Source organism: Paraburkholderia sp. MM5384-R2, assembly GCF_014201025.1.
In the GTDB taxonomy this organism is placed as follows: domain Bacteria; phylum Pseudomonadota; class Gammaproteobacteria; order Burkholderiales; family Burkholderiaceae; genus Paraburkholderia; species Paraburkholderia tuberum.
In genome coordinates, this window is record NZ_JACHDI010000011.1 from 130577 (window position 1) to 156172 (window position 25596).

The following is a 25596-nucleotide window of genomic DNA, read 5'->3' on the forward strand; positions in this document are numbered from 1 at the left end:
TGAGTTGCCAGGCGTCAGTGGTCGAAGTCGGTGGAACTCGACACGTCGAGCCAGGCTTCGAGGTCGTGTTGCACGGACGAAAGTTTCTTCCGAACGAGGTCGACGGCGTCCGGACCTAGCGGTAGCCGCAGCGGTGGGACGTCTGCGGAAACCGCGCGCACGATGGCGTCGGCAGCCTTCGCCGGATCGCCCGTTTGCGTACCGTGATAGCTGCTCATGTAACGACGCATCTTGCCCACGGTCTCCGTATAGACGGGTGATTCGACCTCGCTCCACTTCAGCGATCCGCCCGCGAAATTGGTGCGGAAGCCGCCCGGCTCGACCACGGTCACACGAATCCCGAACGGGCTCAGTTCACGAGCGAGCGATTCCGAAAGCCCTTCGATCGCATGCTTCGAAGCGCAATAGAAACTGCAGCCCGCGATGCCGATCACGCCCGCGACCGACGAGAAGTTCAGGATATGACCGCGGTTGCGCTCGCGAAAATGAGGCAGTACGGCACGTATCACGTTGACCGTTCCAAACACGTTGGTATCGAACAGCTGACGTGCTTCCGCGTCGGAGACCTCTTCAAATGCGCCGAAGAGACCGTAGCCCGCATTGTTGACGAGTACGTCGATCGGTCCCGCGCGCTCGATGGCCTGCGCGACGGCGCGAGGCGCCGCTGCTGCGTCGGTCACGTCAAGCAGCACACCGTGCGCGCGTCCGGGTGCGAGATTTTCGAACGGCGTGATCTGTGCGTCATTCCGAACGGTCCCGACCACTTTGTCGCCACGGGCGAGGACCGCCTGCGCAAGGGAACGGCCGAAGCCAGACGAAACGCCGGTAATGAACCACACGGCTGGGCTTGTCTGTGTTTCAGTCATTGTCGATTGGCCTTCAGATGAGTAGGAAACATCGATTTAGTTGGCGGTCCGGGCCTCGGTCATGTCGGCGATCTCTCCGCGGACGTAGGCGTCGATCGTTCCCGCGCAGGACAGCTTGTCGTCGCCGCCGGGCAAATCCTTGTAGCGCACCACGTCGCGAATGATCGGCGTGCGCACGCCGTCGATGCCGTGACCGAACTCCACGGTGACTTTGTCGCCGCTGATCACGCCTCCCCAGCGCCCATCCGCGAGCAGGTCGATCATGGCGAGCCGTCCCTCGACGATGCCTTTCCCGTCCGCAGGATTAAGCAGTTGTTCGCCGGTCGAGTCGAGCACCAGCGGGACGAGCCAGGGCGGGACCGTCCACGCCTTCGCTTCGTGAAACCACGGGCAAAAGCCCGATACTTCGCCCATGCCGTAGCCGTCGTTGAAGTTGGTCGCGTTGAAGTTGAAGAAGCGCTCGCACTGTTGCTGGAAGTCTTCTGGCAGGTTCGCACCTTTCTTGCCGCCGCCGATACTAATGATCGTGTCGGGGTGAAAGTCGGCGTCGGGAATGCCACGCTGGCGCGCCGTGGCGACGATCTGATAAAGCATGCCCATCATGCCCATGATGAACATGGGCTCGTGACGCCGTTCGAGAAGTTGGTCGATGAACTGCCGGAAATCGGCTTGTACGCGTTCGCTGCGTTCTCGACTTTCGTTCTGGAAGGCTTCGATTTCACTGGGGAGCACGGTGCCGTCCGCGATGGCCCGCCGCATGCGCGCCATGCGCGTGGTGTGCGCGGCGCTTTGCGGCACATGCGACATGTAATGAAGGTCGCCCGGCATCGCAATCGATTCGGCGAATTTCGCCATGCGCTCCGTTCCGGTGTAAGAGCCGGAGGAGGGCGTCAGAAGGAACACGGGATAGCGACGCGACGGATCGCGCATGCCGCTCGCCGCCCAGCGAATGCCTTGGGAGAGAAGGCGCCAGCCGAGATCGCGGTCGGCTTCGCTCTGGTAAATGAAGGACTGCTTGCCCGAGGTCCCGCTCGAGCTCATTACATAGTGGCCGTTTCGACGCAGCGCATGGATCCAGCCGTCGAGATCGGCGATCGTGCCGTAGTCGAGTCCGTCGATCTTGCGGGTTGTGAGCGTTTGAAGCCACGCCGTGAGGTGGCGCCATTTCCCCTGCTCGATGAACGAATCGGGATAGCTCTTGTAGACGGAGTCGGCAAAAAGCAATGGCACGGCGTCGCTCATGCTCTTCACTTCCGTCACTCCGGCCTCGCTTGCTCGCTTGTCGAGAATGCGAATCTGCTGCCGGCGCTGCGCGAAGCGCTCGCGCACGGCTTGCAGTTGCGCGGCATGGAGGCTTTCCGGCGCGTTGCGGAAGGGGTCTTGAAGATCCGTGAGTTGAAGCAGCGTGGAAAGGGCTTGCATTATTGGGTCTCCCCCGGATTCGGGCCCGATTCCTCCGAGACCCATTTCATGAATCGATGGATCGGGAACATGCCGTCGTGCGGATAGCCGCCAACCCCATCTGAAATAGACTCGCCCAGCGCCACGATGCGTTGCACGCCAGCGCACGCGAGTGCGTCGCGCACCTCTGTGACCCGGTGCGGCGGATAGATGCCGACCGTTTGCGTGGCGACGGTCGCATAGCGCGCACCGTCGCGCAGGCTTGCCACGGGAACGACGTTGACGGTCTTGCAAATGGGATGAAAATCGACCATTTCTTCCGAGCGAATGACGAGCCCCTTGCCGTCGTATCCGCCGAACACCCGGTAGAGCGGCTCCATCTCACGCAGCACATCAACCGCTTCGCGAATGTCGCTGGGCACCAGCGGGCCCTGGCCGTCGCCATAGCGAAAGTCCTGGCCGAGTGCCAGCGCCAGTTGCTCGGCATAGCGGTCGGCGTCGTCTTCGTCGCCTTCGATGAATTGATACCGGCTCGCATTGCACGCGTCCTGGTTGAACGACAGCACATCGGCTGCGCCGGCACGCGCGACGTCGCGCAGCACCTCGTCGGATGCAAAGGCTTCACGGCCGACCAGCGAGATAGATACCTTCGGATCGAACGCGACCAGCTCGAGCCCGGGGCCAGCGTAGCGCATCACGTGCCGAACCGCGCTGTCGCCACCCCATACGACAATCTTGTCGAAGTACTGCGGACGATAAAGAATCGACTCGACATTTTCGTCTCCACCGCGCCAATACGCAGCCGAAAACGACTGGGTGACGGGATGATCCGGGTCGATGTCGGCCATCGTGCGCAGAATTGCAGTGGCCGTGAAAAGATCGTTCGAAGGCAGCTTGAGCAGGTGGACGCCTTTCGTCAGCGCCGCGCGCATGACCGTCATGGCTGCCACCATCGGCGAGTTGCCTGCGAGCACATGTACGAGGCGTGGTGGAAACGCGCGCAGACGACTCGGGCGCCCGCGCAGCGTGCGTGCCACCCAACCGTCGACGAGGCGCGCGTCGCCAAGACTTACGCGCAACTCGTCCTCGATCACCTCGCGTGCGAAAAGGTTGGGAATGTCGCGATAGCAGTTTTCGAGAATCCGTCGCCCGAGCGGACTCACTTTGATCATTGACTCGAGCGCGGCCTGCATCAGCGGATTGACGTCCAGATGCAAACGCGGCCCCAGCTCGACAAGAAAGTCGATAACCTTCGCAATCTGAATTTCGAAAGCGGGACCGCGCTCGGCTCGCGGCCACACGAGGTCGTCAAGCTCGATCCTGGGCGTGCAGAAACCTTGGCCAAGATCACGCGACACGTGCTTGATGGCGCTTCCGGTGACAGTGCGACCGCGGTACACGTGAGGAACCGGCAGCGGCGCGAGGCTGGGCTCCCGCGCCGGGTTCCCGCGTTGCCTTTCCGTTGTTTCGGGGTGCTCCATAAAAGCTCCTTTCAAATATCGATACGCGTTGACTTGGGGCGCAGACGCTGGTCCATTCCGAGCTTGCTATCGCTAGTCAGCTCAGATTGACGATCATCCGATCGAGTAAATGTTTGACGGTTCGGACTTCTTCGACCGTGAAGCCGCGAAGCTGCCGATTGCTTGCATCGACGATGTGCGGCAGGGTTCCGCGCAACAACTGGCGGCCGTTTGCTGTCAGTGTGAGCTCGACACAGCGTCGGTCGGAAGTGCTGCGAATTCGTTCGATCAACCCTCTTTTTTCAAGCGAATCGAGCTTGCGGGTCATGATGCTACTGTCAGCGAGCAGCACCCGGCACAAGGCGGTAGGTGTGCGAGCACGTCCGTCGTACAGTGCTTTCAGGATTCCCCACTGTATTGCTGAAAGCTCGCTCGCAGCGAGCTTTGCGTCGATTTCCGCGCCAAGCAGAAGATGAACCAGGTTCATCTTGAACGCGACACTATCTTCAGTACGGTATTCCTTCGGCGCAATTCTCTGTGCGAGTTCGGCGCCAGCCGATTCTCGCTCGAGCGTGACGGAGTCGGATAGATTCATCGATTTCCTGCCAAAAAAGTAGCTGCATTTGCAAGCAACTATATGCACGGCATTCAAAATATGCAACGATAGGCGAGGTGTGGTTTTCCCCATGTTGCGACGGGGAGCAGGTATGCGCGACGATGCGCACGCGTCTTTTTGTTTGCAATCTTCGGGAGGAACCTTGTCGGAATCTGGTGTGGTAAGTGACATGGCGTTGCCTGTCGCTGTTGAGGAAGTGACCGCAAAGTGGCTAAGCTCCGCGATCGCGTTCCGCTTTCCCGGCGCCGAAGTAACTTCGTGCCGGCACGTGGAGGTATTGCCGGGTACGTCGACCAAGGTACGCGTCGCACTCGAGTACAACGACGCGGGACAGGCAATGGCGTTGCCGGCGCGCATGATCGTCAAGGGCGGTTTCGAGGATCACAGTCCTTCGATGAGAGACATGTATCGCAACGAAATGCGGTTTTATCGCGACGTTCTACCGTTCATCAACATGAACGCGCCTAGATGCTTTTTTGCAGGCACGGATCCTGACGCCTGGCAATCGGTCGTCGTGATGGAAGACCTGCGCGAGCGTAACGTTCAGTTTTGCCGTGCCCAGCAATCGCAGGGCTACGAACAAGTCGCCCTACGGTTGAGTGCGATGGCGCGCTATCACGCGCAAACATGGAACAGCCGGGAGTTCGACAAGGGCGGTCGGCTCGAATGGGTGGGAGAGCGCTTTTCGGACTGGTCGCTGGAATACCAGAACCGATACCTCGAACCGGACGTCTGGGCCCACTACATATCGCTGCCGAGAGGAGCGGCAGTAAGCCGGTGTCTGCACGATCGGGACTGGATGATGGCATCTCTCGCGCGCATTGCGCGCGAACATAAGAGCAAACCGGTATGCCTTATTCACGGCGATACGCATCTGGGAAATCTGTACGTCGAAGCTGACGGGACGCCAGGTTTTTTCGATGCCCAGGTCAGTCGGGCGCCTTGGAGCCTCGAGGTTGCCTATCACATAGGGTGCGCACTCGATATCGAGGACCGTCGCTCATGGGAGCGGTCGCTGCTCGAACACTATCTTTCGCAACTGGCGATTGGCGGGGTCGAGGCGCCCGATTTCGACGAAGCGTGGAACGACTATCGACGCGATCTCGCGTATGGATACTTCATCTTTGCGATTAACGAAACCCGCTTCCAGACCGAAGCAGTGAACACAGCGTATGCGGCACGCTTTGGCGCGGCATTGTTGGATCACGGCACGGTGCGCGAATCGACATGATCCAGGCCAATAATGCAACCGTATGTTGCATTATTGGCCTGGCGAGACTAAGCTCGACCATCGGCAGCCTCCTGGCGAGTTATGGCTTGAACGTGCAGGTGCTCGCTCGAACGTTCAAGATGACAATCGACTTTCATCGACCGATTACAGCATGCCTGTTCCGAAAATCTTTCATCAACGTTTAAGCGGCAAGATCGCGATCGTGACCGGCGCAGGATCGCTCGGTCGGGGTTTTGGCACGGGCAAGGCCATTGCCTGTCTTTTTGCGGCGGAGGGCGCGTCCGTCTGTCTCGTCGATCAGCAGTACGAGCGGGCGGCGGAAACGCTCGCGCTGATCACGGAAGCGGGCGGCCGAGCGTTCGTATCGACCGGCGATATCACGGACGGCGCTGTCTGTGCGCGCATTGTCGAAGAGACCGTTCAGCGGTATGGAGGTCTGGACATTCTCATCAACAACGTCGGTATCTCAGGCGCGCCGGGGAGACTGCAGGACGTCGACGAAGCGTCCTGGGACCGTGTGATCGACGTCAATCTGAAAAGTGCGTTCTTGATGAGCCGAAGTGCGGTGCCGAAGATCGTGGCGCGCGGGGGCGGGGCCATCGTCAACATCGGTTCGGTCGCAGGCATCCGCAGCCACGGGTCGGCCGCGTATGGCTCGTCAAAGGCGGGAATGGTCGGCTTTACGCGTGAACTCGCGGTGATGTACGGCCGCGATCAGGTTCGTGCCAACGCGATTGCTCCGGGGCATATTTTTACGCCAATGGTGGAAAGCATGCTTGACGATAAGGCTCGCGAACGTCGCCGCAAGATCGCGCCTCTCCCATTGGAGGGAGATGCATGGGACGTCGCGGCCGCCGCGCTGTTTCTCTCCAGCGACGAATCGCGATTCATTACCGGCACGTGTTTACCCGTGGACGGTGGCGTGACGCAGATTGCGGCGCTTGCGGCGTACGATCTGGTCCAGCAATAGCCACCGTATCGGGCCGGGTACGTCGGGCAGCAAAGCGTCACTTTTCGCTGTGCTTTCCTGGTCAAATTTTCTGGTAACTTAGCGGGGCCGAATTTGACCCGCGTTGCAGGAAACGGCACCTGTCTGGCATTGGCATGGCCGTCGAATTGCGGTTAATGCCAATCGCTCCTTTGCTCGGCACGCATTTTTGCGATCCGAGAGGCGAGGGTCTCCACCGATCGATGATGGCATGACTGCTCGCAAGGCCGCAGATTCGCTTTTTGCCGCGTTAGCGGACGCTTCCAGACGACAACTGTTGACGCTGCTGAGCAAGGGGGCGCAAAGCGCAGCCGCATTGGCGCGTGAACTGAACATGTCACGTGCGGGGGTGACGCGTCACTTGAATGCGCTTGACGAGGCCGGCTGGATCGATGTTGCCGTCGATAACAATGGCGAGGCGTTCTATTCGAGACGTTCTCAGGCTGAAGCACAATTCCTGACGGAATGCGTAGCGTTGCAGATGTCGGCATGGCCCGAAGATGGCGATGCGTTGGACCAACAGGCCGTAGTGTGGGCGCGCGAGTGGCCAGCGGAGGACGCGAACATCTATCTGATCGGGCAACGACTTCTACGGCTATCTGCGCACATCGACCGGGCGCTCAAGGAAGCCGCTGCGAGTCAGGGCCTGCTGGCAGCCGAACTGTTGCTATTGGACGCGCTGCTGGTTTCAGGGCCGCCTTATACCCAGTCTCCAACGCAGCTGCAAAAACCGCTGGCGATGACGCTCGGCGGCATCACCAAGTGCGTCAGCAGACTTGAGCAGATCGGCTTGGTGGAGCGCTTGCCGGATCCGGCGGATGGGCGTGGAATTCTCGTGAGAATGAAGTCACGGGCGCGCAAGGTTTTAACGAACATTCTCCATGAGGGGACGTATGGCACCGACTGGGTGGCATCCAGTCATATGACGCCTGAGCGGCGAGCGGCACTGTCGATTTTGTTGCGGGAACTGCATTTGTTCGCGGACGCAGAGGCCGCACGTCGGAGTGCCGAGCGCGCCTGACATAGTTGCGGTGCTCACCGTCTCGATAGCAACGCCTAACTCATCGCCATCTCGGCTGGCAACAAGCGCGCAAGACGCAAGACCAGTCACAGGCCAGCGTTCTTAGCGGGCCTTCTTCTGCGTCTTTTGTTGCCTCCGACGCATCCGGTGGCAATCACCACTCCCCCACAACGGTATCTTGCCGAGCGATAGCTCCGCGGCAACGCATTGGAGCGCTGTCTTCTCGTGCTCGCTCGGTACAAACACCTGGATTAACCGAGATACTTTCCCAGTAAAGTACATTTACAGATGTTGGTGACGAGCAGGACATTCACGCCAAACGGAGATCCGAGCGATGAGAGCCGCGTATTTCACGAGGGTAGGTTTGCCGCTGGAAGTTAGGAGTGTTGCCGATCCCAGTCCAGCAGCCGGAGAAGTCGTGCTAAAGATTCACCGCTGCGGTATTTGCGGATCGGATCTTCACATGACGGATGGGCACGCTCCGCATTTCACGCTTCCAGAAAATTCAACACTTGGCCACGAATTCGCTGGCGAGGTGATTGCCCTGGGAAAGGGTGTAGAGAAGCTGAAGGTTGGCGACCCAGTTACCGCACTGCCGTTCGTCGGATGCGGGCACTGCGCGACTTGTCTATCCGGCAAGCCCAACTTTTGCGCGCATTTCAAGGGCGCCGCCGCCGGCTTCGCTCAGTATGCAGTCGTCACCGAGCGCGTAACGACCAGGCTCCCGAAGACGCTGAGCATGGAGGACGGCGCACTGATCGAACCAATGGCGGTTGGCTTGCACGGCGTTGCGTTGGCAAAACTCACGCCGGGTGCGAAAGCGCTCGTGATTGGTGCGGGTCCCGTCGGGCTCGCGGCGACGTTCTGGGCCCGCCGCCTCGGCGCCGGACGCATCGTCGTCACCGCTTCCTCACTGCGCCGCGAAGCGCTTGCGCGGCACATGGGTGCGGACGAGTTCGTCGTTCCGGAGGAGGGGCAGGATCTGGCGACGCTGGCTGGCGAAGCTCTTAAGGGTTCACCGGACGTCGTTTTCGAATGCGCAGGGCAAAAGGATCTGATTGCGAAGGCGATTCATTGCGTCAAGCCGCGGGGTGACGTCGTAGTGCTCGGCTTCTGCACGGTGCCAGATCAATTTATCCCGGCAGTAGCGGTGTGGAAGGAAGTGCGAATTCAGTTCGCTGTCACCTACAGTATGCAAGAGTTCACTCATGTCGCTAACGTGTTCGACGCGGGCTGTGTCGAACCGCGCGCGATGATCACGGATCGCGTCTCTCTCGACGCGTTACCCGAGATGTTTGAGGCTCTGCGCAATCGCTCGACGCAATGCAAGGTAATGGTGAATCCATGGCTGAGCTGAAATCCTGGCGCGACTATCTCTCCCAGTTGGCAACCGCGGACAGTCTGCTCGAATTGACTGAAACACCCAGCGATCCTCAAACGCGCGCGGAGCTGTATCGGCAGTTTCAGATGAATCTTTCGCTGGCCTACTTCATCTACTTCCAATCCGATCCGTTTCATCCTGACTGGCTGCCCTTCCTTAACTCAGTCTTCATGCTGCAGCCGAATCCCGACGATACCTATTTCGTCGCACCGTTGCGAGGAGACCTGCGATACCGGATAGTCGGAGAGCGCGGCAGCGTGTATTTGCTGACGCTCGACCTCGGCCGCGGGATCATGGGCACTACCGATGAAGCCCATCCGCCGCTCGGTCAGTTCGACCTCGACGACGTAGAAATTGGCGATGACGGCAGCTTCGAAATTTTGTTGAGCGCACAGCGTCCTGCCGGGTACGACGGCAACTGGATCGAGCTGCATCGCGAGGCCGACTTCGCCATGCTGCGCCAGCGCTCGTATGCATGGGGAAGGGAACGCGACGCGCGAATCGCTATCGAGTGCCTCGATGCCCCGCTGTTGAAGCCGTCGATGGGCCACGAGGAGATCGCGAGGCGTACCGGCGAGTTGATGGGCTACGCGGAGCGTTTGTCACGTCGCTGGCTCACACATATGCAGCAACTGCGCACGCGAATCAAGGTGAACGAGTTCGAGTTTTTCGCTTTCGGCGGTGGGCTCGCGAAGCAGGCGTACTGGCAGGCCATTTTCGATTTCGGTGATGACGAAGCGCTCATTCTCGAAACCGCGCTGCCGCAGACGCGCCGCTACTGGAACGTGCAATTGAACGACACACTGTTCAACGCGCTTGACTATATCGATCACCAAAGCAGCCTCAATGGGCATCAGGCAAACGTCGACGACGACGGCCATTTTCGCGCGGTGATTGCTCATCGCGATCCCGGTGTCCTGAACTGGCTGGATACGTGCGGCGTCAATCGTGGGACTGCGATAGGCAGATGGTATGGGTGTAGCTCGGAACCAGTTCCGACACTCAAACGTGTGCCGCTTTGCGAGTTGCGCAATCACTTGCCGGCAGGAACTCGCTTCGTAGACGCGAGCGAGCGCGGCAGACTTCTGCGCGAGAGACGCATAGGTGCGCAGTTGAGACGGCGGTGGTAGCGACAAGAATGGATTTCGGGAGACAACAGATGTCAGTATCGAAACGATTCACGGGTGCGGAGGACGAACTTCACGCGAGCGCGAGTGCTGCCGCTGGCCTGACGGATTTCGGCTCCAGCGCTGAGTACAGGCCGGGCCTGACACAGTTTTTGAACGCGCTCGACGAAGATGGTCCGCGCTTCGCGCCGGGTGGACGGGAATTTGCGTGGAACGCTGTTGTCGGTGCTTTGGTTTCGCGCCTGACGCTGGTAGAGGGGCTGCGCAAGCATGCCGATGTGTTGTCGCGGACGCCGCGGCGCCCACTCGTCATCACCGGCATACCGAGAACCGGTACGACCGCGCTGCACAAGCTGCTTTCGGTTGATCCACAATTTCAGGGTTTGGAAAAATGGCTGACGGTCTTTCCGCAGCCGCGGCCTCCGCGCGATACGTGGACCAGCCATGTTCAGTTCCAGGCGACCGCGGCCGGGCTCGAGGCCTTTTTCAGGTCAGCGCCAGAGATGCGCGCGGCACACAATATCGTGGCTGACGAGGTAGATGAATGCCTCGAAATACTCAAGCAGGGCTTTTGCAGCAATCTGTGGGGCTCGTCGTTCCGTGTTCCTCAATACGATCGCTGGTGGCGTGAACAGAGCGAATTGCCTGCATATCGTTACCTGGCAAAGACGATCAGTCTCATCGGTGCGCGCGACAGCGAAAAGACGTGGCTCCTGAAGAATCCCGGACACCTGATGCAGTTACCCGCGCTGTTCGAGGTCTTTCCCGATGCATGCGTGGTACAGACACATCGAGATCCGGTGGCGGCGCTGCCTTCGCTCGCGAGCGTGCTGGCGATGGCGCGTCGGATTTCTGAGGGCGAGCAGGTCGACAGGCACGAGATCGGCAGGCGCGAGCTGGATAACTGGGCGCGCGCCAGCGAAGCGGCAATTGCGGCGCGCGCGTCCTTGCCGAACCGGCAGTTCCTCGATATCAGGCAGGCCGACTTCCACGCCGATCCGATTGGCACCATGACGCGTATCTACGGCCACTTCGGCTTCAGACTGACCGCCGAAACGATGGAAGCGATGCGCCGACGCGTCAAGCAGAGTCCCGAACGCGCTTATGGCGCGCATCGATATACGCAGGACGAATTCGGCCTTGCACCGGCAGCGATCAGGGAGCGCTTCTCCCGCTATATGACCACCTATGGACTGCACTGATGAAAACGCCGTCGCTTTCCCCGTTTTCCGGCTTTCTACAGATCGCGTACGTCACCACCGATGTGGACGAGGCAATTGAGCGCTTTCGCAGAGAACAGAAGGTGCCGACGTGGGCGCGCTTGCCGGGTATTGAAATAGAGTCCATCGCGGGACGTCGCTGCAAGCTGAACATCGCGCTCGCGTTCGTCGGGTCGCTTCAGCTGGAACTGATCGAGCCGCTGTGCGGCGACGACCGCGTCTATCGCGATGCCCTGCCTCGAGACGGCTTCGCGATTCGCCATCATCACATAGCGCAGCTGATCGAGAGCGAAGCGGCATTCGAAACACAGCGTGAGCAAATGGCTGCCGCGGGCGTGCCCATCGTCATCGACGGCCAGTCGCGTGGTTCCGCCCGGTACTTCTATACGGATCACCGGGGGACGCTCGGGCACTATATCGAGCATATCTGGTACACCCCTGCCGGTCTCGCAGCGATGGAACAGGTGCCTCGCAATGGAGCGGTCCAATGAACGCTGTCAGCACGGCGCTTCCGGTTGACGATGATCACTGTCTCGCAGTGCACATCGCTACGGCGGCCGGCGGCGCCTTGAACGCGATGCGCGCGTCGGCCGTGCTTGCGGGCAAACCGTTGGGCGCAGTCGGCGATGCCAAGGCGAACGAGCTGATTGCAGACATTCTCGCTCGCACCCGACCAGATGACGGCTTTCTGTCGGAAGAATCCGCGCCGGATCCAAAGCGGCTAGCTCTCGATCGTGTATGGATCATCGACCCGCTCGATGGCACGCGCGAGTATGGCGAACGACTCGAGGGGCGCGAGGACTGGGCGGTCCATGTGGCACTGACGGTTTGCGGCGAACCCCGCGCTTGCGCTGTGGCACTTCCGGCCTGTGGGGTCACATTCGGAACGTTATCGCCGCCGGAGTTGCCGCCAGCGCCCGAAGGGCGCCTGAAAATTCTGGTGAGCCGTTCCCGCGCTCCGGAACTGGCGCTGAGGGTCGCCCAGCGACTGAATGCTGAACTTGTCCCCATGGGCTCGGCAGGCGCAAAGGCAATGGCGGTACTGCGTGGCGAGGCTCACGCGTATCTGCACGCAGGCGGTCAATACGAGTGGGATTCGTGCGCTCCAGTAGGCGTCGCGCTCGCGGCTGGCCTTCACGCCAGCCGCATAGACGGGAACCCGTGCATCTATAACGGAGTAGACGTCTGGATGCCCGATTTACTCATATGTCGACGAGAGATCGCCGAATCGATGCTGGCCGCCATCGCGGCCGCGCTGTGACTCTGCTTTGTAAAGGATGTGCCATGCCGACGTTGACTCATTTGCGGCGACTTGAAGCCGAGAGCATTCATATCATGCGGGAAATCGTCGCTGAGGCAAATCGCCCAGTGATGCTTTACTCGATCGGCAAGGACAGCGCCTGCATGCTCCACCTGGCAAAAAAGGCCTTTTACCCGGCGCCCCCTCCGTTTCCGCTTCTGCATGTGGATACCACCTGGAAGTTCCGCGACATGTACGCGATGCGGGACCGGATGGCTCGCGAGACCGAAATGGAGCTGATCGTTCACCAGAATCCGGAAGCGAAAGAACTGGGCATCAACCCGTTCGATCATGGTTCGCAGGTTCACACCGACATGTGGAAGACCCAGGGTCTGAAGCAGGCGCTCGACAAGTACGGCTTCGATGCCGCTTTCGGGGGCGCTCGCAGAGACGAAGAGAAATCGCGTGCGAAAGAGCGAATCTTTTCATTCCGTACGGCAACCCACCAGTGGGACCCCAAGAATCAGCGACCCGAACTGTGGCGCCTATATAGCGCGCGAAAGAACAACGGCGAGTCGATCCGCGTGTTTCCCCTCTCTAACTGGACCGAGCTGGACATCTGGCAGTACGTCTACCTCGAGAATATCTCCATCGTGCCACTCTATTTCGCGGCGAGGCGGCCCGTGGTGAATCGGGACGGCATCCTGGTGATGGTGGATGACGAGCGCATGCCACTCAAGCCGCACGAGAAAGTAGAGGAGAAAATAGTGCGCTTTCGCACGCTTGGTTGCTATCCGCTTACCGGTGCAGTCGAGTCGAACGCCACGACATTGCCGCAAATCATCCAGGAAATGCTCTTGACGACGACCTCAGAGCGGCAGGGGCGCGTGATCGATCATGACGGCGCCGCGTCCATGGAGAGGAAGAAACAGGAGGGGTACTTCTGATGGCACATGTCTCTGAGCTGATCGGGACCGATATTGAACGGTACCTGAAGCAGCACGAAAGAAAGAGCCTTTTGCGTTTCATCACATGCGGGAGCGTGGATGACGGCAAAAGCACGTTGATCGGCCGATTACTCTACGAATCCAGAATGCTGTTCGAGGACCAGCTTGCCGCGCTCGAAGCCGATTCGGAAAAGGTCGGTACGCGTGGCGGGGAAATAGACTACGCGCTGCTGCTGGACGGTCTCGCTGCGGAGCGCGAGCAGGGCATCACCATCGACGTGGCCTACCGGTTTTTCTCGACCGACCGGCGCAAGTTCATCGTTGCTGATACGCCCGGGCATGAGCAATACACCCGCAACATGATAACGGGTGCTTCTACGGCCGATCTTGCCATCATTCTGGTCGATGCTCGCAAGGGCATTTTGCAGCAAACGCGGCGGCACAGCTATCTGGTGTCGTTGATCGGCATTCGCAACGTTGTTCTCGCGGTCAATAAGATGGACCTGGTCGAGTACTCGCGTGAACGATTCGACGAAATTTCTCGTGAGTATTGCGAATTCGCCGGAAAGATTGGCATCCCTGGTGTGACTGCAATGCCGATTTCGGGCGTAAATGGCGACAACGTTGTTGAAAGGAGCACGAAGACGTCGTGGTACGAAGGGCCGTCCTTGATGCGTCACCTCGAGACTGTCGAGATCGACGAAACGCATTTGCAGACGCAGCCGTTCCGTTTCCCAGTGCAGTGGGTCAATCGCCCCAATCTTGATTTCCGCGGGTTTGCAGGCACTATTGCGTCCGGTGTGGTGCGTGTCGGGCAGCGTATACAGGTACAGCCATCAGGACGGGAAAGCACTGTCGCAAGAATCGTGACGGTGGACGGCGATCTTGACGAGGCCTTCGCGGAACAGTCCGTGACGCTGCTGCTCGCCGACGAAGTGGATGTCTGTCGTGGAGATCTGATTTCAACGGCCGATTCGCCCGCGCAGGTTGCCGACCAGTTCGAAGCAACGCTCGTGTGGATGAGCGACCAACCCATGCTCCGGGGGCGCAGTTACTTGCTGAAAATTGGCACCCGGACCGTCACGGCAACGATATTGCCGCTCAAATACAAACTGAATGTCGATACGCTCGACCGCGTGGCGAGCGAGACTCTCGCCTTGAACGAGATCGGTGTCGCGGAACTGGAGTTTGATCGCGCGATTGCTTTCGATCCGTACGAGCAAAACCGCGAGACGGGCGGTTTCATAGTCATTGACCGTATGACCAACAGCACGGTCGGTGCCGGTATGCTGCGCTTCGCACTGCGCCGTGCGAACAATATTCGCTGGCAGACGCTGGAGGTCGACAAACGCGCGCGGCGGGTGCTGAACGGGCACCAGAGCGGCGTTGTATGGCTGACAGGGCTTTCAGGTGCGGGAAAATCGACAATTGCAAATCTGCTCGAGAAGCGTTTGCACGCGATGGGCAAGCGAACCTATCTGCTCGACGGGGACAATGTTCGTCACGGGTTGAACAAGGATCTCGGATTCACGGCCGAGGACCGGGTGGAAAATATCCGACGCATTGCCGAGGTGGCGAAATTGATGGCAGATGCGGGCGTGATTGTCATTACTGCATTCATTTCGCCGTTTCGCGCCGAGCGCGCCCTGGCACGCGAGCTGATGGAGGAGGGTGAATTTATCGAGGTCTTCATCGACACGCCACTCGAAGTGGCCGAGGAGCGCGATCCGAAAGGACTTTACAAGAAAGCGCGTAGCGGCGAGTTGAAGAACTTCACAGGCATCGATTCGCCGTACGATATGCCGCAGAATCCTGAGATCCACATCAACACTCTGACCGTTTCTCCCGAAATTGCCGTAGAGGTGATTTTCGAGAAACTCCAGACCGCGGGATTTCTTGACGTGTCGAGGGGAGCGCCGCTCTGAGACGGGGCGGGGCGGGCGCTTCGCCCGTCGGTCCCGTCCCATTGTTGATCCCTGTGCGTTCATATTGTTATACGTCATTCATTTATGTATACTCCTTTGCTGTCCGCTACGGGGAGATGCAGTCATGCGTTTCCCACGTATCTCATCGCGACGATGCAAAACCGAAATTTGACATAAAAGGAATTAGCATTTTCATTAGGATAACAAAGTATCGTGCGACATATAAAATCCGCCTGCGGACCGGAGAAGCCTCGTCAGGAACTGCTCAGGTGGGTGAGCTGTAAGACCGCAGGTTTTTGCACAGCGATAGCGCTGATCCTGGAAAGTGCCGAATGACGTGCCCGGGCGATGCCGTGCCTAGTGGATGTCATGCATATGCGCGATGCCGAGTTCACCGGCGAGCTGGGCGAGTCGTTTGTCCAAGGTCCAAAGTGACGCACCGGGAGTCATCAAAGTTGACGCAAGCAGCGTAAGGTCGCTGCTGCCGCAGCCTCGACCATAAAATTGTCTTGCCTCGATAAACTCCATCACCTCAGTCCATGTCGCGTGCGTCGCATGTTGCAGCAGCCCGATGTCGTGGAGCGTACGTGCGCGGGGTGCAGGCGGAGTGCCGCAGGCGAGCTCAACAAGCACGACTGGATGGGTGAGCGCCTGATCGCTGGTGATCAGCTGGACAAGTCTCGCATTCGCGCGACGGAAATGATCGACCCACACAGATGTATCGATGAGGACGCTCATTGAGCCGCAGGCTCCGATCGGCGCCGCGGGATGTCGGGCATACCGGGCTCGGTACCGCCCAGCGACGCCAGACGCTTACCAGCCTGAACGCGAACAAACGTCTGCATCGCCACTCGAAACAGGTCGGCCTTATCCATGTCAGGGTCGGCGAGCTCGAGAGCGCGCTCGTAAAGGTTGTCGTCGATCGTAACAGTGGTTCGCATTTGACTTCCAGTTGATGCTGAATTGCATCAATTATAGCATCAAATATTTGACGCTTCTTCCTGGACGAAAGATGGGGTAGGCCGCACGGGAGTATCGAAGGAGCTGTGTTGCGTGCAACGCGCCGGATCCACGGCGTGCTCACTGCGTCAGTGTGGGGCGACCATCCGCAACGACTCGACCAACTGCCGCAGCGACGGGCTCCGCGGAGAAATCGTGCTTCCACGCGATCAAGTTTTCGAGAAACGTGCCGAAAAACTGCTTATCCCCAGGCTTGGCTTCGCGCTGCTAGAGATCACCGCTCACACCCGGGAATGTCGTAGCTTGAACTCATACACCTACAAGCCAGTGCAGCGGCGCGAGTGTTACTCCTCGACGACGATAGGCGAACTTTCGGTTCCTGCGAGAAAATCCCTGAGTTGCTCTTCGGCGTGACGTACCGCATGCAGTGGTGCGCGGGCAAGTTGCGCGTCATACAGCGCTATCAGTTCTTCAAAGTCACCGATGACGTCCGGCGTCAGACGCCATTCGCCCGTCCCATACGCGTGCGCCAGCGCCACCTCCACTGCGCACTCGGCGACCTTGAAGTGCGCGGCGGGATGCCTTCCGTAGCCCGCGCGTTGCAAAAAATAAGCAAGATAGACGGCGCGCATCAGTTCGTTGATCAGGTGACTATTGGCCTGGCACTCACGACAAGCGACCAGCGCCAGATGCAGCCTCAGGGACTGTTCGCTAGCGGACGCACGATCCATCGGTAACAACAGCGCCTTTGTCAGCGGCCGGCGTGGCTGGCCGGTCCGAGACCGGTTTCGTTTGACGGACATCTGCTCGAAGCAGGGTGGTCTGGGAGGATAGCCCGATTATAGCGAAGCTGTCTGCCGGATCAGTTTCGGTGGTCACACCACCGACTTATGCGTACAAGTATTGGAAAGGGAGTGCATCCGCAAAAAGGTTGTGAAAAGGCCGTGCTCCTGGACGTCAATAGTTCGGCAGCAGCTCAATCAATCCTGATTTCTCGCAAATCGTCCCGCGCTTCCGTAGACCGCCGTGAATCTGTCACTGTTGCGACAATCAATCCATTACGGGCCACGCCTCTTGTCCCCCTGGGCAACCACTCCGGCCGTGTCATCGAAGAGGTGCCGGTCGGCCGGAAAGATACCGTCAGAAGGAACAAGCCGATCGACCGCCTCGGCTGGTTCCGGCCGACCGCATCAGGCAGTAGCCGGCCAACTTCCGCCGTTCGACGGGGCGATCTGCCGCCACTCCAACGGCTTAGGTATGTCGGGCCGTTCCAGCAACCGACAGAGAACGGCCCTTGCGATGGCTGAATCTCCGAAGTCGACAATAAGTCATGGTCCTTTTACGACGCCGCGTCTGGCTGTCTGCTCGGATGCGCGTTCTGAACGGCCTGTAGTGCGCTGCAGGCCTCGTCGATTTCCAATAAACGCGGGCATTGGGAGAGATCGACCTCGAACCGTCGCGCATTAAACAACTGAGGCACCACGCAACAGTCTGCCAGCGTGGGTCGATCGCCATGGCAGAAGCGCCCGGATGAACCCATATCCACCAGTAGCGCTTCCAACGCCTCGAGTCCGGTCGTCATCCAGTGGCGCATCCAATCTAGCCGTGCCGCCTCGTCGACATGTATCTCGTGCTCCAGATATTTTAGAACCCGCGGATTGTTAAGCGGATGGATTTCACACGCGATCGATAGCGCCAACTGCCTTACCTCTGCACGCGCAAATGGTGCGTCGGGCAGCAACGGCGGGTCGGGGTGGCATTCGTCGAGGTATTCGATGATGGCCAACGATTGACGGATGGTTCGACCATCCTCGCGGTAGCTCGGCACGGGCCCGAAAGGATTTACCGCGCGATATTCGGGTTGATGTTGCATCCGCCGTCACGAAGCAAGTGGACGGGCACTGTACGGTAATCGAGACCCTTCAGGTTGAGCGCAATGCGCACCCGGTACGCCGCAGAACTGCGGAAATATGTGTAAAGGACGCGATCTGAGACCGCAGCTTCCGGCTTGTTCGAAACTGTCATCGGTGGTTCCTTTTTAGGCCAGGACGGTGCCACGGACTTCGCCGAGTCCGATGCGAACCGCGCCGGGACGTTCGCACCATCCACGCAGAATCAGCGTGTCGCCGTCCTCCAGGAAGGTCCGTTGCTCGCCATTGGCCAGCACGACGGGCTGCCTGCCGCCCTCGGTCAATTCGAGTAGCGAGCCAGCCTCATTGGCGGCGGGGCCCGACAATGTACCGGAACCAAGCAGATCGCCTGGCTGGAGATTGCAGCCGTTGACCGTGTGGTGGGTCACCAGTTGTGCCGCTGTCCAGTAGGCCGCTGTGCCAGCGTTGCCCAGCGTCAAACGCTGAGGTGGGAGGCCTGACCCGACCATGCGCTCCGTTAGGATCAACACCTCAAGTGTGATGTCGAATGCGCCTTCCTTGCGATTACAGGCGGCGTCGAGGTAAGGGAGCGGCTGCGGGTCACCGTCGGGACGCGTCAACGGCGCGCGGAAGGGTGCCAGTGCCTCGGTCGTGATTAACCACGGAGAGACGGTTGTGGCGAAGTTCTTGGACAGGAACGGGCCGAGCGGCTGGTACTCCCACGCCTGGATGTCGCGCGCGGACCAGTCGTTGAGCAGTGTCACACCGAAAAGATGATTCTCCGCGTCTTCGATGGAGACGGGTTGCCCCAAATCGTTGCCGCGACCGACGAAGTAGCCAAGTTCGAGTTCGTAGTCCAGTCGTCGGCTGGGACCAAAGGTGGGTTGCGCGGCGTCCGGCGTTTTGGTTTGCCCACGCGGACGCCGAAACGTCTGGCCGCTCACGCGAATGGATGAAGACCGACCGTGATAACCAATCGGCACCCATTTGTAATTCGGCATCAGCGGCTGGTCGGGCCTGAACAGCTTGCCGACAGACATGGCGTGGTGAATGCCCGTATAAAAATCTGTGTAGTCTCCGATTCGGCAAGGCGTTGCCATCTGCGCCGCGCTCTGGTTGATAAGCAGCGTCGACCATGCTTGTTGCTGCTCGCTGCCGTGCGCCAGGCCTCGGGAAATGGCGCGACGCAACTCCAGTCGAGTTGTTGAATCAAGTGCCATCAACGCGTTCATGTCCGGACCGTCGATCAGGCCTGTGCCCTGCAGATCTAAAATCTGGTCGCCAATGGCTACCCCAATCTTGAAGTCCTCGTCCGTGCCCATCGGTCGATAACGACCAAGTGGAAGGTTCTGGATCGGAAAATCGCTCCCCGGTCGGTTTGCCTGTTCCACCCAACTTTTCAGAGCCGGGCTGTGCGTCTCGTCGATCAACGACATGTGATTTCTCCAACGTCCTATCAGGCTTGTGCCGGGTTGAAATGCTTCTTGAGGCCCTGCCAGCACCGGTAATACTCGCCTTGGAGCTGCGACGATTCGAGCGCATGGCGCGTCGGCCGGATGACGGCGGGCGTTTCGAACATGAACGCCAGCGTGTTCGTGATGTGATCAGGCCGGGTCGTGTCTGCGGTGCTCGCCCTGGCGAAGGTTTCGGCATCTGGGCCATGACCACTCATGCAGTTGTGAAGCGACGCACCGCCGGGCGCAAAACCTTCAGCCTTCGCGTCATACGCGCCATGAATCAGTCCCATGAACTCGCTTGCGAAATTTCGGTGGAACCATGGCGGACGGAACGTGTTTTCCATCGGCAACCAACGCGGCGGGAAAATGACAAAGTCGATCGAATCGACGCCGGGGGTATCAGTGGGGGACTGGAGCACCAGGAAAATCGAGGGGTCGGGATGGTCGAAGCTTATTGAACCAATCGTGTTGAAGCGCCGCAGGTCGTACTTGTACGGCGCATAGTTTCCGTGCCATGCGACGACGTCGAGCGGCGAGTGGTCGATCCGGGCGCGCCAGAGATTGCCTTCGAACTTCGCGATCAGTTCGAAGTCGCCTTCCCGATCTTCATACGACGCGACCGGCGTCAGAAAATCACGCGGATTCGCCAGGCCGTTGGAGCCAATGACGCCAAGGTCGGGCAGCTTGAACAGCGCGCCATAGTTCTCGCACACGTAGCCGCGCGCCTCGCCATCGGGCAGTTCAACCCGGAAACGCACGCCTCGCGGGATGACGACGATCTCCTGCGGTTCGACTTCCAGCAGTCCCATTTCGGTTGCCACGCGCAGCCGTCCTTGTTGCGGCACGACAAGCAACTCACCGTCGGCGTTGTAGAAAAACCGGTCGGTCATGGAACAGTTCGCGGCATACAGGTGGATACCGCATCCTCGCCCTACATCGGGCGCACCGTTGCCCGCCATGGTTACAAGGCCAGCCACGAAATCGGTCGGGGCATCGGGCATCGGAAGGGGATCCCAGCGCAACTGATCCGGTGGCGTCGGTACTTCGTCGAAGCGGCTCAACAGGCGCGAGTTCTCGATATGCTGGAATGGCGAGTGCATGGCCGCTGGCCGGATCCGGTACAACCACGAACGCCGATTGTTATGACGCGGCGCCGTGAATGCAGTCCCTGAGAGTTGTTCTGCGTATAGGCCATAAGGCACGCGTTGCGGAGAGTTACGCCCCACGGGAAGGGCGCCCGGCAGCGCCTCGGTGGCAAACTCATTGGCGAAGCCGGTTTGATAATTGACGGTCATTGTTTCGCGTTCCTGCGAAGGATATGGGAAGCCAGAAAAAGTGCTACGAGGCGGGCTTGTGGATTGGAACCCTACCGCGGCGCTGATTCAGTCATTCCTTCGCTTGCGTCGTCGATTAAATTCAGTGCGACGGTGGGGTCGTCGATCCTGTCGATCGCGAGCATGGCGAAGCGCGCGAGGAAAAGCGAAGTGTTCGGCTGACCCAGTTGAGTCATGGTCTTGCACAGCCGGGTATAAATGATGTCGAGGTCGCTGTCGGTCATGGCGTTCTCCTTTACCGGTTTGGTGATCACATTTGAAGGGCGTGGTGGATGGCGGCCGCAACATCTGCAGCCGCTGCCGCATGCCAGCGTCCCAGTACATGGCCGTCCGGGCGAACCAGGTATACGGTACCGGGTCTGGCGGTGTACATGGCGAACAGCCGACCTGTGTGGTCCCAGTTGTGATTGTTTTTCGTCTCGGGGTGAAGATGCGAAGTCACGGGAATCAGCTTGAAAGGCAGCTTTTCCTCTTGAAGCGTTGCTTCGAGTTCGGCAAATTCCACCGGTACGCGTCCGTCTTCGCTGAAGTACAGAGCGGTGAACCTTGGAGTGATCAAGTCCGTCAGATGAGCCTCCCTCGCGCTGCCGCCCTCGACGATCGTCAGTGGGCATTCGGTCAACACGGCCCCCGGCGCAGGACCAGCCTCAAACGCGCCCGACTGTGCTTCAGGCGTGTTGAGCGGCGACTCCGTATAACTGATGGCCGAAGTCTGCCGCGGGTTAATCAGAGAACGCACGCGTTCATGCTTGATCGCCAGACTCAATACGGCCTTGCGCATCAACTCGAAGGCGAATGAGGGCGGCGCCATGAATTCGGTGCTCTTGGTACCGTAGCTAAGGTTTTCGTGGGCCGCAAAGACGCGCTCGTCTGAATAGCTGTCGAGCAATCCTTCGGACGCAAGGCCACGGACGACGAACGCCAGTTTCCACGCGAGGTTGTCCGCGTCATCGATTCCTGAATTCGCGCCGCGCACGCCAAAAATCGGCACCAGATGGGCTGCATCGCCGCCAAACAGCACGCGATCGTGACGATAGCTTTCCAGGGTCAAGGCATTGGCCTTGTAGATCGTGATCCAGATGGGTGCCCAGGCGCCACGTTCGCCCATCATGTCCAACAGGCTTTGCACCCGTGGCATGACATTTTCAGGCTTGACTGCCTGTTCGGCGTCCTCGCCGTCCCGCAATTGGTAATCGATGCGCCAGACATTGTCAGGCTGCTTGTGGACCAGCACAGTGGAGCCCGGGTTCGACGATGGATCGAAGTAGGCAAGACGCTCGGTCGGCCGCTCGCTCTCGAGCTCGATATCGACGATGACGTAACGGCCCTCGTAGCTCGTCCCATTGAGCTGCAAGCCCAATGCCTCGCGGATCGTGCTGCGCCCACCATCGCAGGCGACCACCCAGTCCGTATTGAGCGAATAGTCGCCTTCGGGAGTCACGAGGCGAAGCATGGCGCCGTCCGTACGCGAATCGATGGCGGTCACCTTGGTCTGCCAGCGGATGTCGATCAGATCAGACTTCCGTTGCGCGGCGTCCAGGAGAAACTGTTCGATGTGATATTGCGCGACGTTCACCATCGGAGGCAGTTTCTGGTTGTCGTCCTGCGGCATCTTGAAGTGCAGCACTTCGGTGTCGCGATAAAAACTGCGCCCACCGGCCCACGGCAGTCCGGTCTTCAGAAACCCGTCCACTGCACCCAGGCGCTCGATGATTTCCAGGCTTCGACGCGAGATACAGATGGCCCGGCTGCCAAAGCATACGGAATCATCGGCTTCGATCAATACGGAAGGAACGCCGTGATTGGCGAGGCCAAGTGCCACGGCGAGTCCGACAGGGCCACCGCCGACGATCGTCACTGCATGTCGCTTTGTCTCGATGCCGTTGTCAAGATTCGGCATCTGGCCAGCGTATTTTTTTGCAGTGAAGGGATAAGCTTTGAATTCCATCGTTTGCTCCTTAACGAATTCTGGTAAGCGGGGGGCCACGCATGAGCTGCGCCTCGATGCTGCCGTAACGCCATCGGCGTATTCGCCCAAGTAGGGCAATCCGCACTAACGTGCGTTGCTAGATAGTTCCGCGTCGCGGGAGCGCTTGGGCTGAACGGGCAGCACTGCCACCACGATGGAGCCGATCACGAGCAATGCCGCTGCATAGAGCAATCCGGCCGAGAAGCTATGGGTGAGATCCTTCAGCCATCCCACGACCAGGGGGTTCAGCGCCGACCCGATGTTGCCGGTCGCGTTGATCACTGCGATCCCAACGGCACGGGCCCGGAGGCTCAATGCGTGATCAGGGGTTGTCCAGAAGATCGACATGGCGGTGTACGATCCCGCCGACGCGAGGCAGATGCCTAACATCTGAATCACGGGGTTGGTGGAATAGGCGGTGCAAAGCCAGCCAGCAGCGGAAAACAGCATCGGCAACATCAGGTGCCATTTGCGCTCCTGTTTGCGATCAGAGCGCCTTCCCCACCAGATCATTGCAACGATCGTGCAGATTTGCGGGATCGCGGCCAGCAGGCCGACGGTCCGGTTGCTCGCGTCAGCGCTGAAGCTTTTGACGATCAGGGGCGTCCAGACGGCAACCATTGCTAGCGTGTTGACCAGACAGAAATAAGCGAGCGCAAATTTGAGGACCGTTGGCGAGACGAGCTCGCTGAGAAGGCTTCTTTCGTCGGTCGCGGGCGAATGCGGCACGGGGTCGGTGTTGTGCTCGGCCGCGAGGATCTTCGAAAGCGTGCGCTTCTCATGGGCAGTGAGCCAGTGCGCCTTCTCGGGGACATCGCGCAGATAGCCGAATACGACCAGACCCAAGATCGCCGAAGGCAGACCCTCCAGACAGAAGAGCCACTGCCATCCTTTGAGGCCAAGCGTTCCATCCAGCGCCAGAATGTATCCCGAGAGTGCGGAGCCGACCGCGGCCGTGACGGGCATCGCGATCATGAACAAAGCGTTGGCCCTCGCGCGATATGCGCTCGGAAACCAATACGTCATGTAAAGCAGGATGCCTGGTAGAAAGCCCGCCTCGGTCACGCCGACGAGGATTCGCAACAGGTAAAGCGTTCCCGGACTCGATGCGAACATCGTCGCTGTAGAGGCCAGACCCCAGGCGATCATGATAGTCCCGATCCATTTCCGCGCGCCGATGCGCGCCAGGACGATGTTGCTGGGAATGCCGAACGCGATGTATGCAACATAAAACAACGTGGTCGCCAGACCGAACTGGACGCCGGAGAGGCCGAGATCCTTCATCATGGTAAGACCGGCAAATCCGATATTGATCCGGTCCATGAACGAGAAGAAGAACAGGACGAAGAGAAACCACAGAAGGTGCCGGGAGACCTTGGCGATGACACGCTGCTCTCGCATCGATTCACCAGATCCAGCACTGTTTGCCGGACCGCCAGGAAGCGGACTGCGGTCAGCCAATGGGGTCGTTTCCATACGGGTCGTCTCCAAACTCAGCTCTATGTCGAGCACCACAGCACTCAATGCAATCGCGTCAGGCTCGTCAGGGCGGCGAGGTATGGCGATGAGTGGAGTATGGAGATTCGCCCGCGCGCGCTGTCCCCAAAATGGGTACGACTCGACGGGTGAAATGGATTAGGAAAAACCCTCAGTGCCAGGCAAGCAGAAGATCGGGCACGGTCAGAGAGATGACGCAGTGCATGATCATTCTCGGCTGGTAGCCAGGCACAAGGCAAACAACTGACGCTGGCTCGAAATGCCGAGGCGGCGAAAGGCCCGCTTTTGATAGGTCACGACGCTGGAGGCCTTGACGCCCATAAGTTCTCCGATGTCTTTCGCGGTACGGCCCTCCAGAACGCCGCATAGGACATCGAGTTCGCGCTTCGACAACTCGGGGCAGATCCCTCGAATACGCACCAGCATCAGTTGCGGAATGCCGGTCTGGATCTGGCCGCATAGCGCGTAATGATGCTTGGCGGTCTGGGCGATGAGCGGCGCAAAGGCCTCAATCAGCGCGATCTCGTTCGCGTGGAAATGGCCGCGCCTGCGGTCGCGGTAGAGATTGACGGAGAGCCAGATGTCCTGCGAGGGCTGCAGCAAAAGGGAGAGTCGGCCCGAAACGTCCGGCTGGTGATAGCAAGCGGCTCGATACCCTTCATGCGAGATGTCTTCGATGGCCTGCTGGTGGAGCAGGACGGCCGAGTCGAGCTTCTGAGGACGGGCAGAGGAGATAATCGTCTGATTTCCGTCCAACGCATAGAAAGTCCTGGCGTAGGTATCCGCGACGTTGCTCAGATATCGACCGCCACGGTGGTCTGCGACCGAGACCGTCCGAGGACGATTGTTGAACTCGTAAGCAAAGACGGTGCACTGCGATATGCCTGCGGCGTCCCCCAGGAGTTTCAGAACTTCCGCGGCGAAGGCGTTCGCATCGTTAGACCCGATGGCCGAGACCAGGCTCGTTGCCCGTGACAGATCCAGATGGCCGGAGAGGTTGGGACGATCAAGCCGCCATGAGCGCATGATTGGCCTCGAAGAGTGCCGAAAAGATGATTTTAAGCGACTCTGCGGCGGAAGATCGC

General features: G+C 59.5%; 23 protein-coding genes and 1 pseudogene. 10 read left to right on the top strand and 14 right to left on the bottom strand.

The genetic code is table 11. From position 1 onward, the window contains the following. Nucleotides 1–14: 14 nt before the first annotated feature. The 4 genes from HDG37_RS19110 to HDG37_RS19125 all read right to left on the bottom strand — a co-directional run bounded on the left by HDG37_RS19110 (nucleotide 15) and on the right by HDG37_RS19125 (nucleotide 4322). Nucleotides 15–866, bottom strand: coding sequence for an oxidoreductase (locus tag HDG37_RS19110; protein ID WP_184050324.1), 852 nt, complete (start codon nucleotides 864–866; stop codon nucleotides 15–17). 36 nt (nucleotides 867–902) lie between these two features. Next, nucleotides 903–2288 carry a hypothetical protein gene (locus tag HDG37_RS19115; protein WP_184050326.1) on the bottom strand — a complete coding sequence of 462 codons (1386 nt, stop codon included), beginning with the start codon at nucleotides 2286–2288 and terminating at the stop codon, nucleotides 903–905. Further along, nucleotides 2288–3748 (bottom strand): acyl-CoA reductase, encoded by a 1461-nt coding sequence (locus tag HDG37_RS19120; RefSeq protein ID WP_221312069.1) that lies wholly within the window; start codon nucleotides 3746–3748, stop codon nucleotides 2288–2290. The genes HDG37_RS19115 and HDG37_RS19120 overlap by 1 nt, the downstream gene beginning before the upstream one ends. A gap of 76 nt (nucleotides 3749–3824) precedes the next feature. Further along, on the bottom strand, nucleotides 3825–4322 hold the full coding sequence (locus HDG37_RS19125) for a MarR family winged helix-turn-helix transcriptional regulator (protein ID WP_184050328.1): 498 nt from the start codon (nucleotides 4320–4322) through the stop codon (nucleotides 3825–3827). Nucleotides 4323–4434: 112 nt separating this feature from the next. Here HDG37_RS19125 and HDG37_RS19130 point away from each other — a divergent pair, with 112 nt between their 5' ends. The 10 genes from HDG37_RS19130 to cysN all read left to right on the top strand — a co-directional run bounded on the left by HDG37_RS19130 (nucleotide 4435) and on the right by cysN (nucleotide 15423). After that, a complete protein-coding gene (locus HDG37_RS19130; protein WP_260334930.1) occupies nucleotides 4435–5574 on the top strand; it encodes a phosphotransferase in 1140 nt (379 codons plus the stop codon). Nucleotides 5575–5596: 22 nt separating this feature from the next. Then, the gene (locus HDG37_RS19135) at nucleotides 5597–6544 is read left to right on the top strand and encodes an SDR family NAD(P)-dependent oxidoreductase (RefSeq protein ID WP_260334931.1); all 948 of its coding nucleotides are present in this window, start codon (nucleotides 5597–5599) and stop codon (nucleotides 6542–6544) included. Between the two features lie 229 nt (nucleotides 6545–6773). Continuing rightward, nucleotides 6774–7583 carry an ArsR family transcriptional regulator gene (locus HDG37_RS19140; RefSeq protein WP_184050330.1) on the top strand — a complete coding sequence of 270 codons (810 nt, stop codon included), beginning with the start codon at nucleotides 6774–6776 and terminating at the stop codon, nucleotides 7581–7583. A 418-nt stretch (nucleotides 7584–8001) separates the two neighbouring features. After that, nucleotides 8002–8940 (top strand): alcohol dehydrogenase catalytic domain-containing protein, encoded by a 939-nt coding sequence (locus HDG37_RS19145; RefSeq protein ID WP_311541506.1) that lies wholly within the window; start codon nucleotides 8002–8004, stop codon nucleotides 8938–8940. Beyond that, nucleotides 8928–10094 carry a DUF1214 domain-containing protein gene (locus HDG37_RS19150; protein WP_184050334.1) on the top strand — a complete coding sequence of 389 codons (1167 nt, stop codon included), beginning with the start codon at nucleotides 8928–8930 and terminating at the stop codon, nucleotides 10092–10094. Before HDG37_RS19145 ends, HDG37_RS19150 begins: the two co-directional genes overlap by 13 nt. An 8-nt stretch (nucleotides 10095–10102) precedes the next feature. Next, nucleotides 10103–11293, top strand: coding sequence for a sulfotransferase (locus tag HDG37_RS19155; protein ID WP_260334932.1), 1191 nt, complete (start codon nucleotides 10103–10105; stop codon nucleotides 11291–11293). Continuing rightward, a complete protein-coding gene (locus HDG37_RS19160) occupies nucleotides 11293–11802 on the top strand; it encodes a VOC family protein (protein WP_184050336.1) in 510 nt (169 codons plus the stop codon). Before HDG37_RS19155 ends, HDG37_RS19160 begins: the two co-directional genes overlap by 1 nt. After that, the gene (locus tag HDG37_RS19165) at nucleotides 11799–12572 is read left to right on the top strand and encodes a 3'(2'),5'-bisphosphate nucleotidase CysQ (protein WP_184050338.1); all 774 of its coding nucleotides are present in this window, start codon (nucleotides 11799–11801) and stop codon (nucleotides 12570–12572) included. Before HDG37_RS19160 ends, HDG37_RS19165 begins: the two co-directional genes overlap by 4 nt. A 23-nt stretch (nucleotides 12573–12595) precedes the next feature. Next, nucleotides 12596–13498 (top strand): sulfate adenylyltransferase subunit CysD, encoded by a 903-nt coding sequence (gene cysD, locus HDG37_RS19170; RefSeq protein ID WP_184050340.1) that lies wholly within the window; start codon nucleotides 12596–12598, stop codon nucleotides 13496–13498. Then, complete coding sequence (gene cysN / locus HDG37_RS19175) at nucleotides 13498–15423, top strand: sulfate adenylyltransferase subunit CysN (RefSeq protein ID WP_184050342.1); 1926 nt, start codon at nucleotides 13498–13500, stop codon at nucleotides 15421–15423. Before cysD ends, cysN begins: the two co-directional genes overlap by 1 nt. A 357-nt stretch (nucleotides 15424–15780) precedes the next feature. Here the strand turns inward: cysN and HDG37_RS19180 are convergent, their stop codons facing one another. The 10 genes and pseudogenes from HDG37_RS19180 to HDG37_RS19225 all read right to left on the bottom strand — a co-directional run bounded on the left by HDG37_RS19180 (nucleotide 15781) and on the right by HDG37_RS19225 (nucleotide 25537). Continuing rightward, nucleotides 15781–16161 (bottom strand): type II toxin-antitoxin system VapC family toxin, encoded by a 381-nt coding sequence (locus tag HDG37_RS19180; protein ID WP_184050344.1) that lies wholly within the window; start codon nucleotides 16159–16161, stop codon nucleotides 15781–15783. After that, a complete protein-coding gene (locus HDG37_RS19185; protein WP_018420240.1) occupies nucleotides 16158–16364 on the bottom strand; it encodes a type II toxin-antitoxin system VapB family antitoxin in 207 nt (68 codons plus the stop codon). Before HDG37_RS19185 ends, HDG37_RS19180 begins: the two co-directional genes overlap by 4 nt. A gap of 363 nt (nucleotides 16365–16727) precedes the next feature. Further along, the gene (locus HDG37_RS39390; RefSeq protein WP_239499055.1) at nucleotides 16728–17186 is read right to left on the bottom strand and encodes a hypothetical protein; all 459 of its coding nucleotides are present in this window, start codon (nucleotides 17184–17186) and stop codon (nucleotides 16728–16730) included. A 536-nt stretch (nucleotides 17187–17722) separates the two neighbouring features. Next, nucleotides 17723–18408: pseudogene (gene maiA / locus HDG37_RS19195) on the bottom strand (maleylacetoacetate isomerase). A gap of 13 nt (nucleotides 18409–18421) precedes the next feature. After that, on the bottom strand, nucleotides 18422–19690 hold the full coding sequence (gene fahA, locus HDG37_RS19200) for a fumarylacetoacetase (RefSeq protein ID WP_184050346.1): 1269 nt from the start codon (nucleotides 19688–19690) through the stop codon (nucleotides 18422–18424). Between the two features lie 20 nt (nucleotides 19691–19710). Next, a complete protein-coding gene (gene hmgA, locus HDG37_RS19205; protein ID WP_018420245.1) occupies nucleotides 19711–21006 on the bottom strand; it encodes a homogentisate 1,2-dioxygenase in 1296 nt (431 codons plus the stop codon). A gap of 71 nt (nucleotides 21007–21077) precedes the next feature. Beyond that, nucleotides 21078–21269, bottom strand: coding sequence for a hypothetical protein (locus tag HDG37_RS19210; RefSeq protein ID WP_184050348.1), 192 nt, complete (start codon nucleotides 21267–21269; stop codon nucleotides 21078–21080). 26 nt (nucleotides 21270–21295) lie between these two features. After that, entirely contained in the window at nucleotides 21296–22993 is a 1698-nt protein-coding gene (locus HDG37_RS19215) for an FAD-dependent oxidoreductase (RefSeq protein WP_184050350.1), read from the bottom strand. 105 nt (nucleotides 22994–23098) lie between these two features. Then, on the bottom strand, nucleotides 23099–24490 hold the full coding sequence (hpaX, locus tag HDG37_RS19220; RefSeq protein WP_184050352.1) for a 4-hydroxyphenylacetate permease: 1392 nt from the start codon (nucleotides 24488–24490) through the stop codon (nucleotides 23099–23101). Between the two features lie 228 nt (nucleotides 24491–24718). Beyond that, nucleotides 24719–25537 (bottom strand): LuxR C-terminal-related transcriptional regulator, encoded by an 819-nt coding sequence (locus tag HDG37_RS19225; RefSeq protein ID WP_184050354.1) that lies wholly within the window; start codon nucleotides 25535–25537, stop codon nucleotides 24719–24721. Nucleotides 25538–25596 lie beyond the last annotated feature (59 nt).

What these genes read in the sequence shown, in the direction of transcription:
- HDG37_RS19110 (WP_184050324.1), bottom strand. Translation starts at nt 866, where the DNA reads ATGACTGAAACACAGACAAGCCCAGCCGTGTGGTTCATTACCGGCGTT.
- HDG37_RS19115 (WP_184050326.1), bottom strand. Translation starts at nt 2,288, where the DNA reads ATGCAAGCCCTTTCCACGCTGCTTCAACTCACGGATCTTCAAGACCCC.
- HDG37_RS19120 (WP_221312069.1), bottom strand. Translation starts at nt 3,748, where the DNA reads ATGGAGCACCCCGAAACAACGGAAAGGCAACGCGGGAACCCGGCGCGG.
- HDG37_RS19125 (WP_184050328.1), bottom strand. Translation starts at nt 4,322, where the DNA reads ATGAATCTATCCGACTCCGTCACGCTCGAGCGAGAATCGGCTGGCGCC.
- HDG37_RS19130 (WP_260334930.1), top strand. Translation starts at nt 4,435, where the DNA reads ATGCGCGACGATGCGCACGCGTCTTTTTGTTTGCAATCTTCGGGAGGA.
- HDG37_RS19135 (WP_260334931.1), top strand. Translation starts at nt 5,597, where the DNA reads ATGTTGCATTATTGGCCTGGCGAGACTAAGCTCGACCATCGGCAGCCT.
- HDG37_RS19140 (WP_184050330.1), top strand. Translation starts at nt 6,774, where the DNA reads ATGACTGCTCGCAAGGCCGCAGATTCGCTTTTTGCCGCGTTAGCGGAC.
- HDG37_RS19150 (WP_184050334.1), top strand. Translation starts at nt 8,928, where the DNA reads ATGGCTGAGCTGAAATCCTGGCGCGACTATCTCTCCCAGTTGGCAACC.
- HDG37_RS19155 (WP_260334932.1), top strand. Translation starts at nt 10,103, where the DNA reads ATGGATTTCGGGAGACAACAGATGTCAGTATCGAAACGATTCACGGGT.
- HDG37_RS19160 (WP_184050336.1), top strand. Translation starts at nt 11,293, where the DNA reads ATGAAAACGCCGTCGCTTTCCCCGTTTTCCGGCTTTCTACAGATCGCG.
- HDG37_RS19165 (WP_184050338.1), top strand. Translation starts at nt 11,799, where the DNA reads ATGAACGCTGTCAGCACGGCGCTTCCGGTTGACGATGATCACTGTCTC.
- cysD (WP_184050340.1), top strand. Translation starts at nt 12,596, where the DNA reads ATGCCGACGTTGACTCATTTGCGGCGACTTGAAGCCGAGAGCATTCAT.
- cysN (WP_184050342.1), top strand. Translation starts at nt 13,498, where the DNA reads ATGGCACATGTCTCTGAGCTGATCGGGACCGATATTGAACGGTACCTG.
- HDG37_RS19180 (WP_184050344.1), bottom strand. Translation starts at nt 16,161, where the DNA reads ATGAGCGTCCTCATCGATACATCTGTGTGGGTCGATCATTTCCGTCGC.
- HDG37_RS19185 (WP_018420240.1), bottom strand. Translation starts at nt 16,364, where the DNA reads ATGCGAACCACTGTTACGATCGACGACAACCTTTACGAGCGCGCTCTC.
- HDG37_RS39390 (WP_239499055.1), bottom strand. Translation starts at nt 17,186, where the DNA reads ATGTCCGTCAAACGAAACCGGTCTCGGACCGGCCAGCCACGCCGGCCG.
- fahA (WP_184050346.1), bottom strand. Translation starts at nt 19,690, where the DNA reads ATGTCGTTGATCGACGAGACGCACAGCCCGGCTCTGAAAAGTTGGGTG.
- hmgA (WP_018420245.1), bottom strand. Translation starts at nt 21,006, where the DNA reads ATGACCGTCAATTATCAAACCGGCTTCGCCAATGAGTTTGCCACCGAG.
- HDG37_RS19210 (WP_184050348.1), bottom strand. Translation starts at nt 21,269, where the DNA reads ATGACCGACAGCGACCTCGACATCATTTATACCCGGCTGTGCAAGACC.
- HDG37_RS19215 (WP_184050350.1), bottom strand. Translation starts at nt 22,993, where the DNA reads ATGGAATTCAAAGCTTATCCCTTCACTGCAAAAAAATACGCTGGCCAG.
- hpaX (WP_184050352.1), bottom strand. Translation starts at nt 24,490, where the DNA reads ATGGAAACGACCCCATTGGCTGACCGCAGTCCGCTTCCTGGCGGTCCG.
- HDG37_RS19225 (WP_184050354.1), bottom strand. Translation starts at nt 25,537, where the DNA reads ATGCGCTCATGGCGGCTTGATCGTCCCAACCTCTCCGGCCATCTGGAT.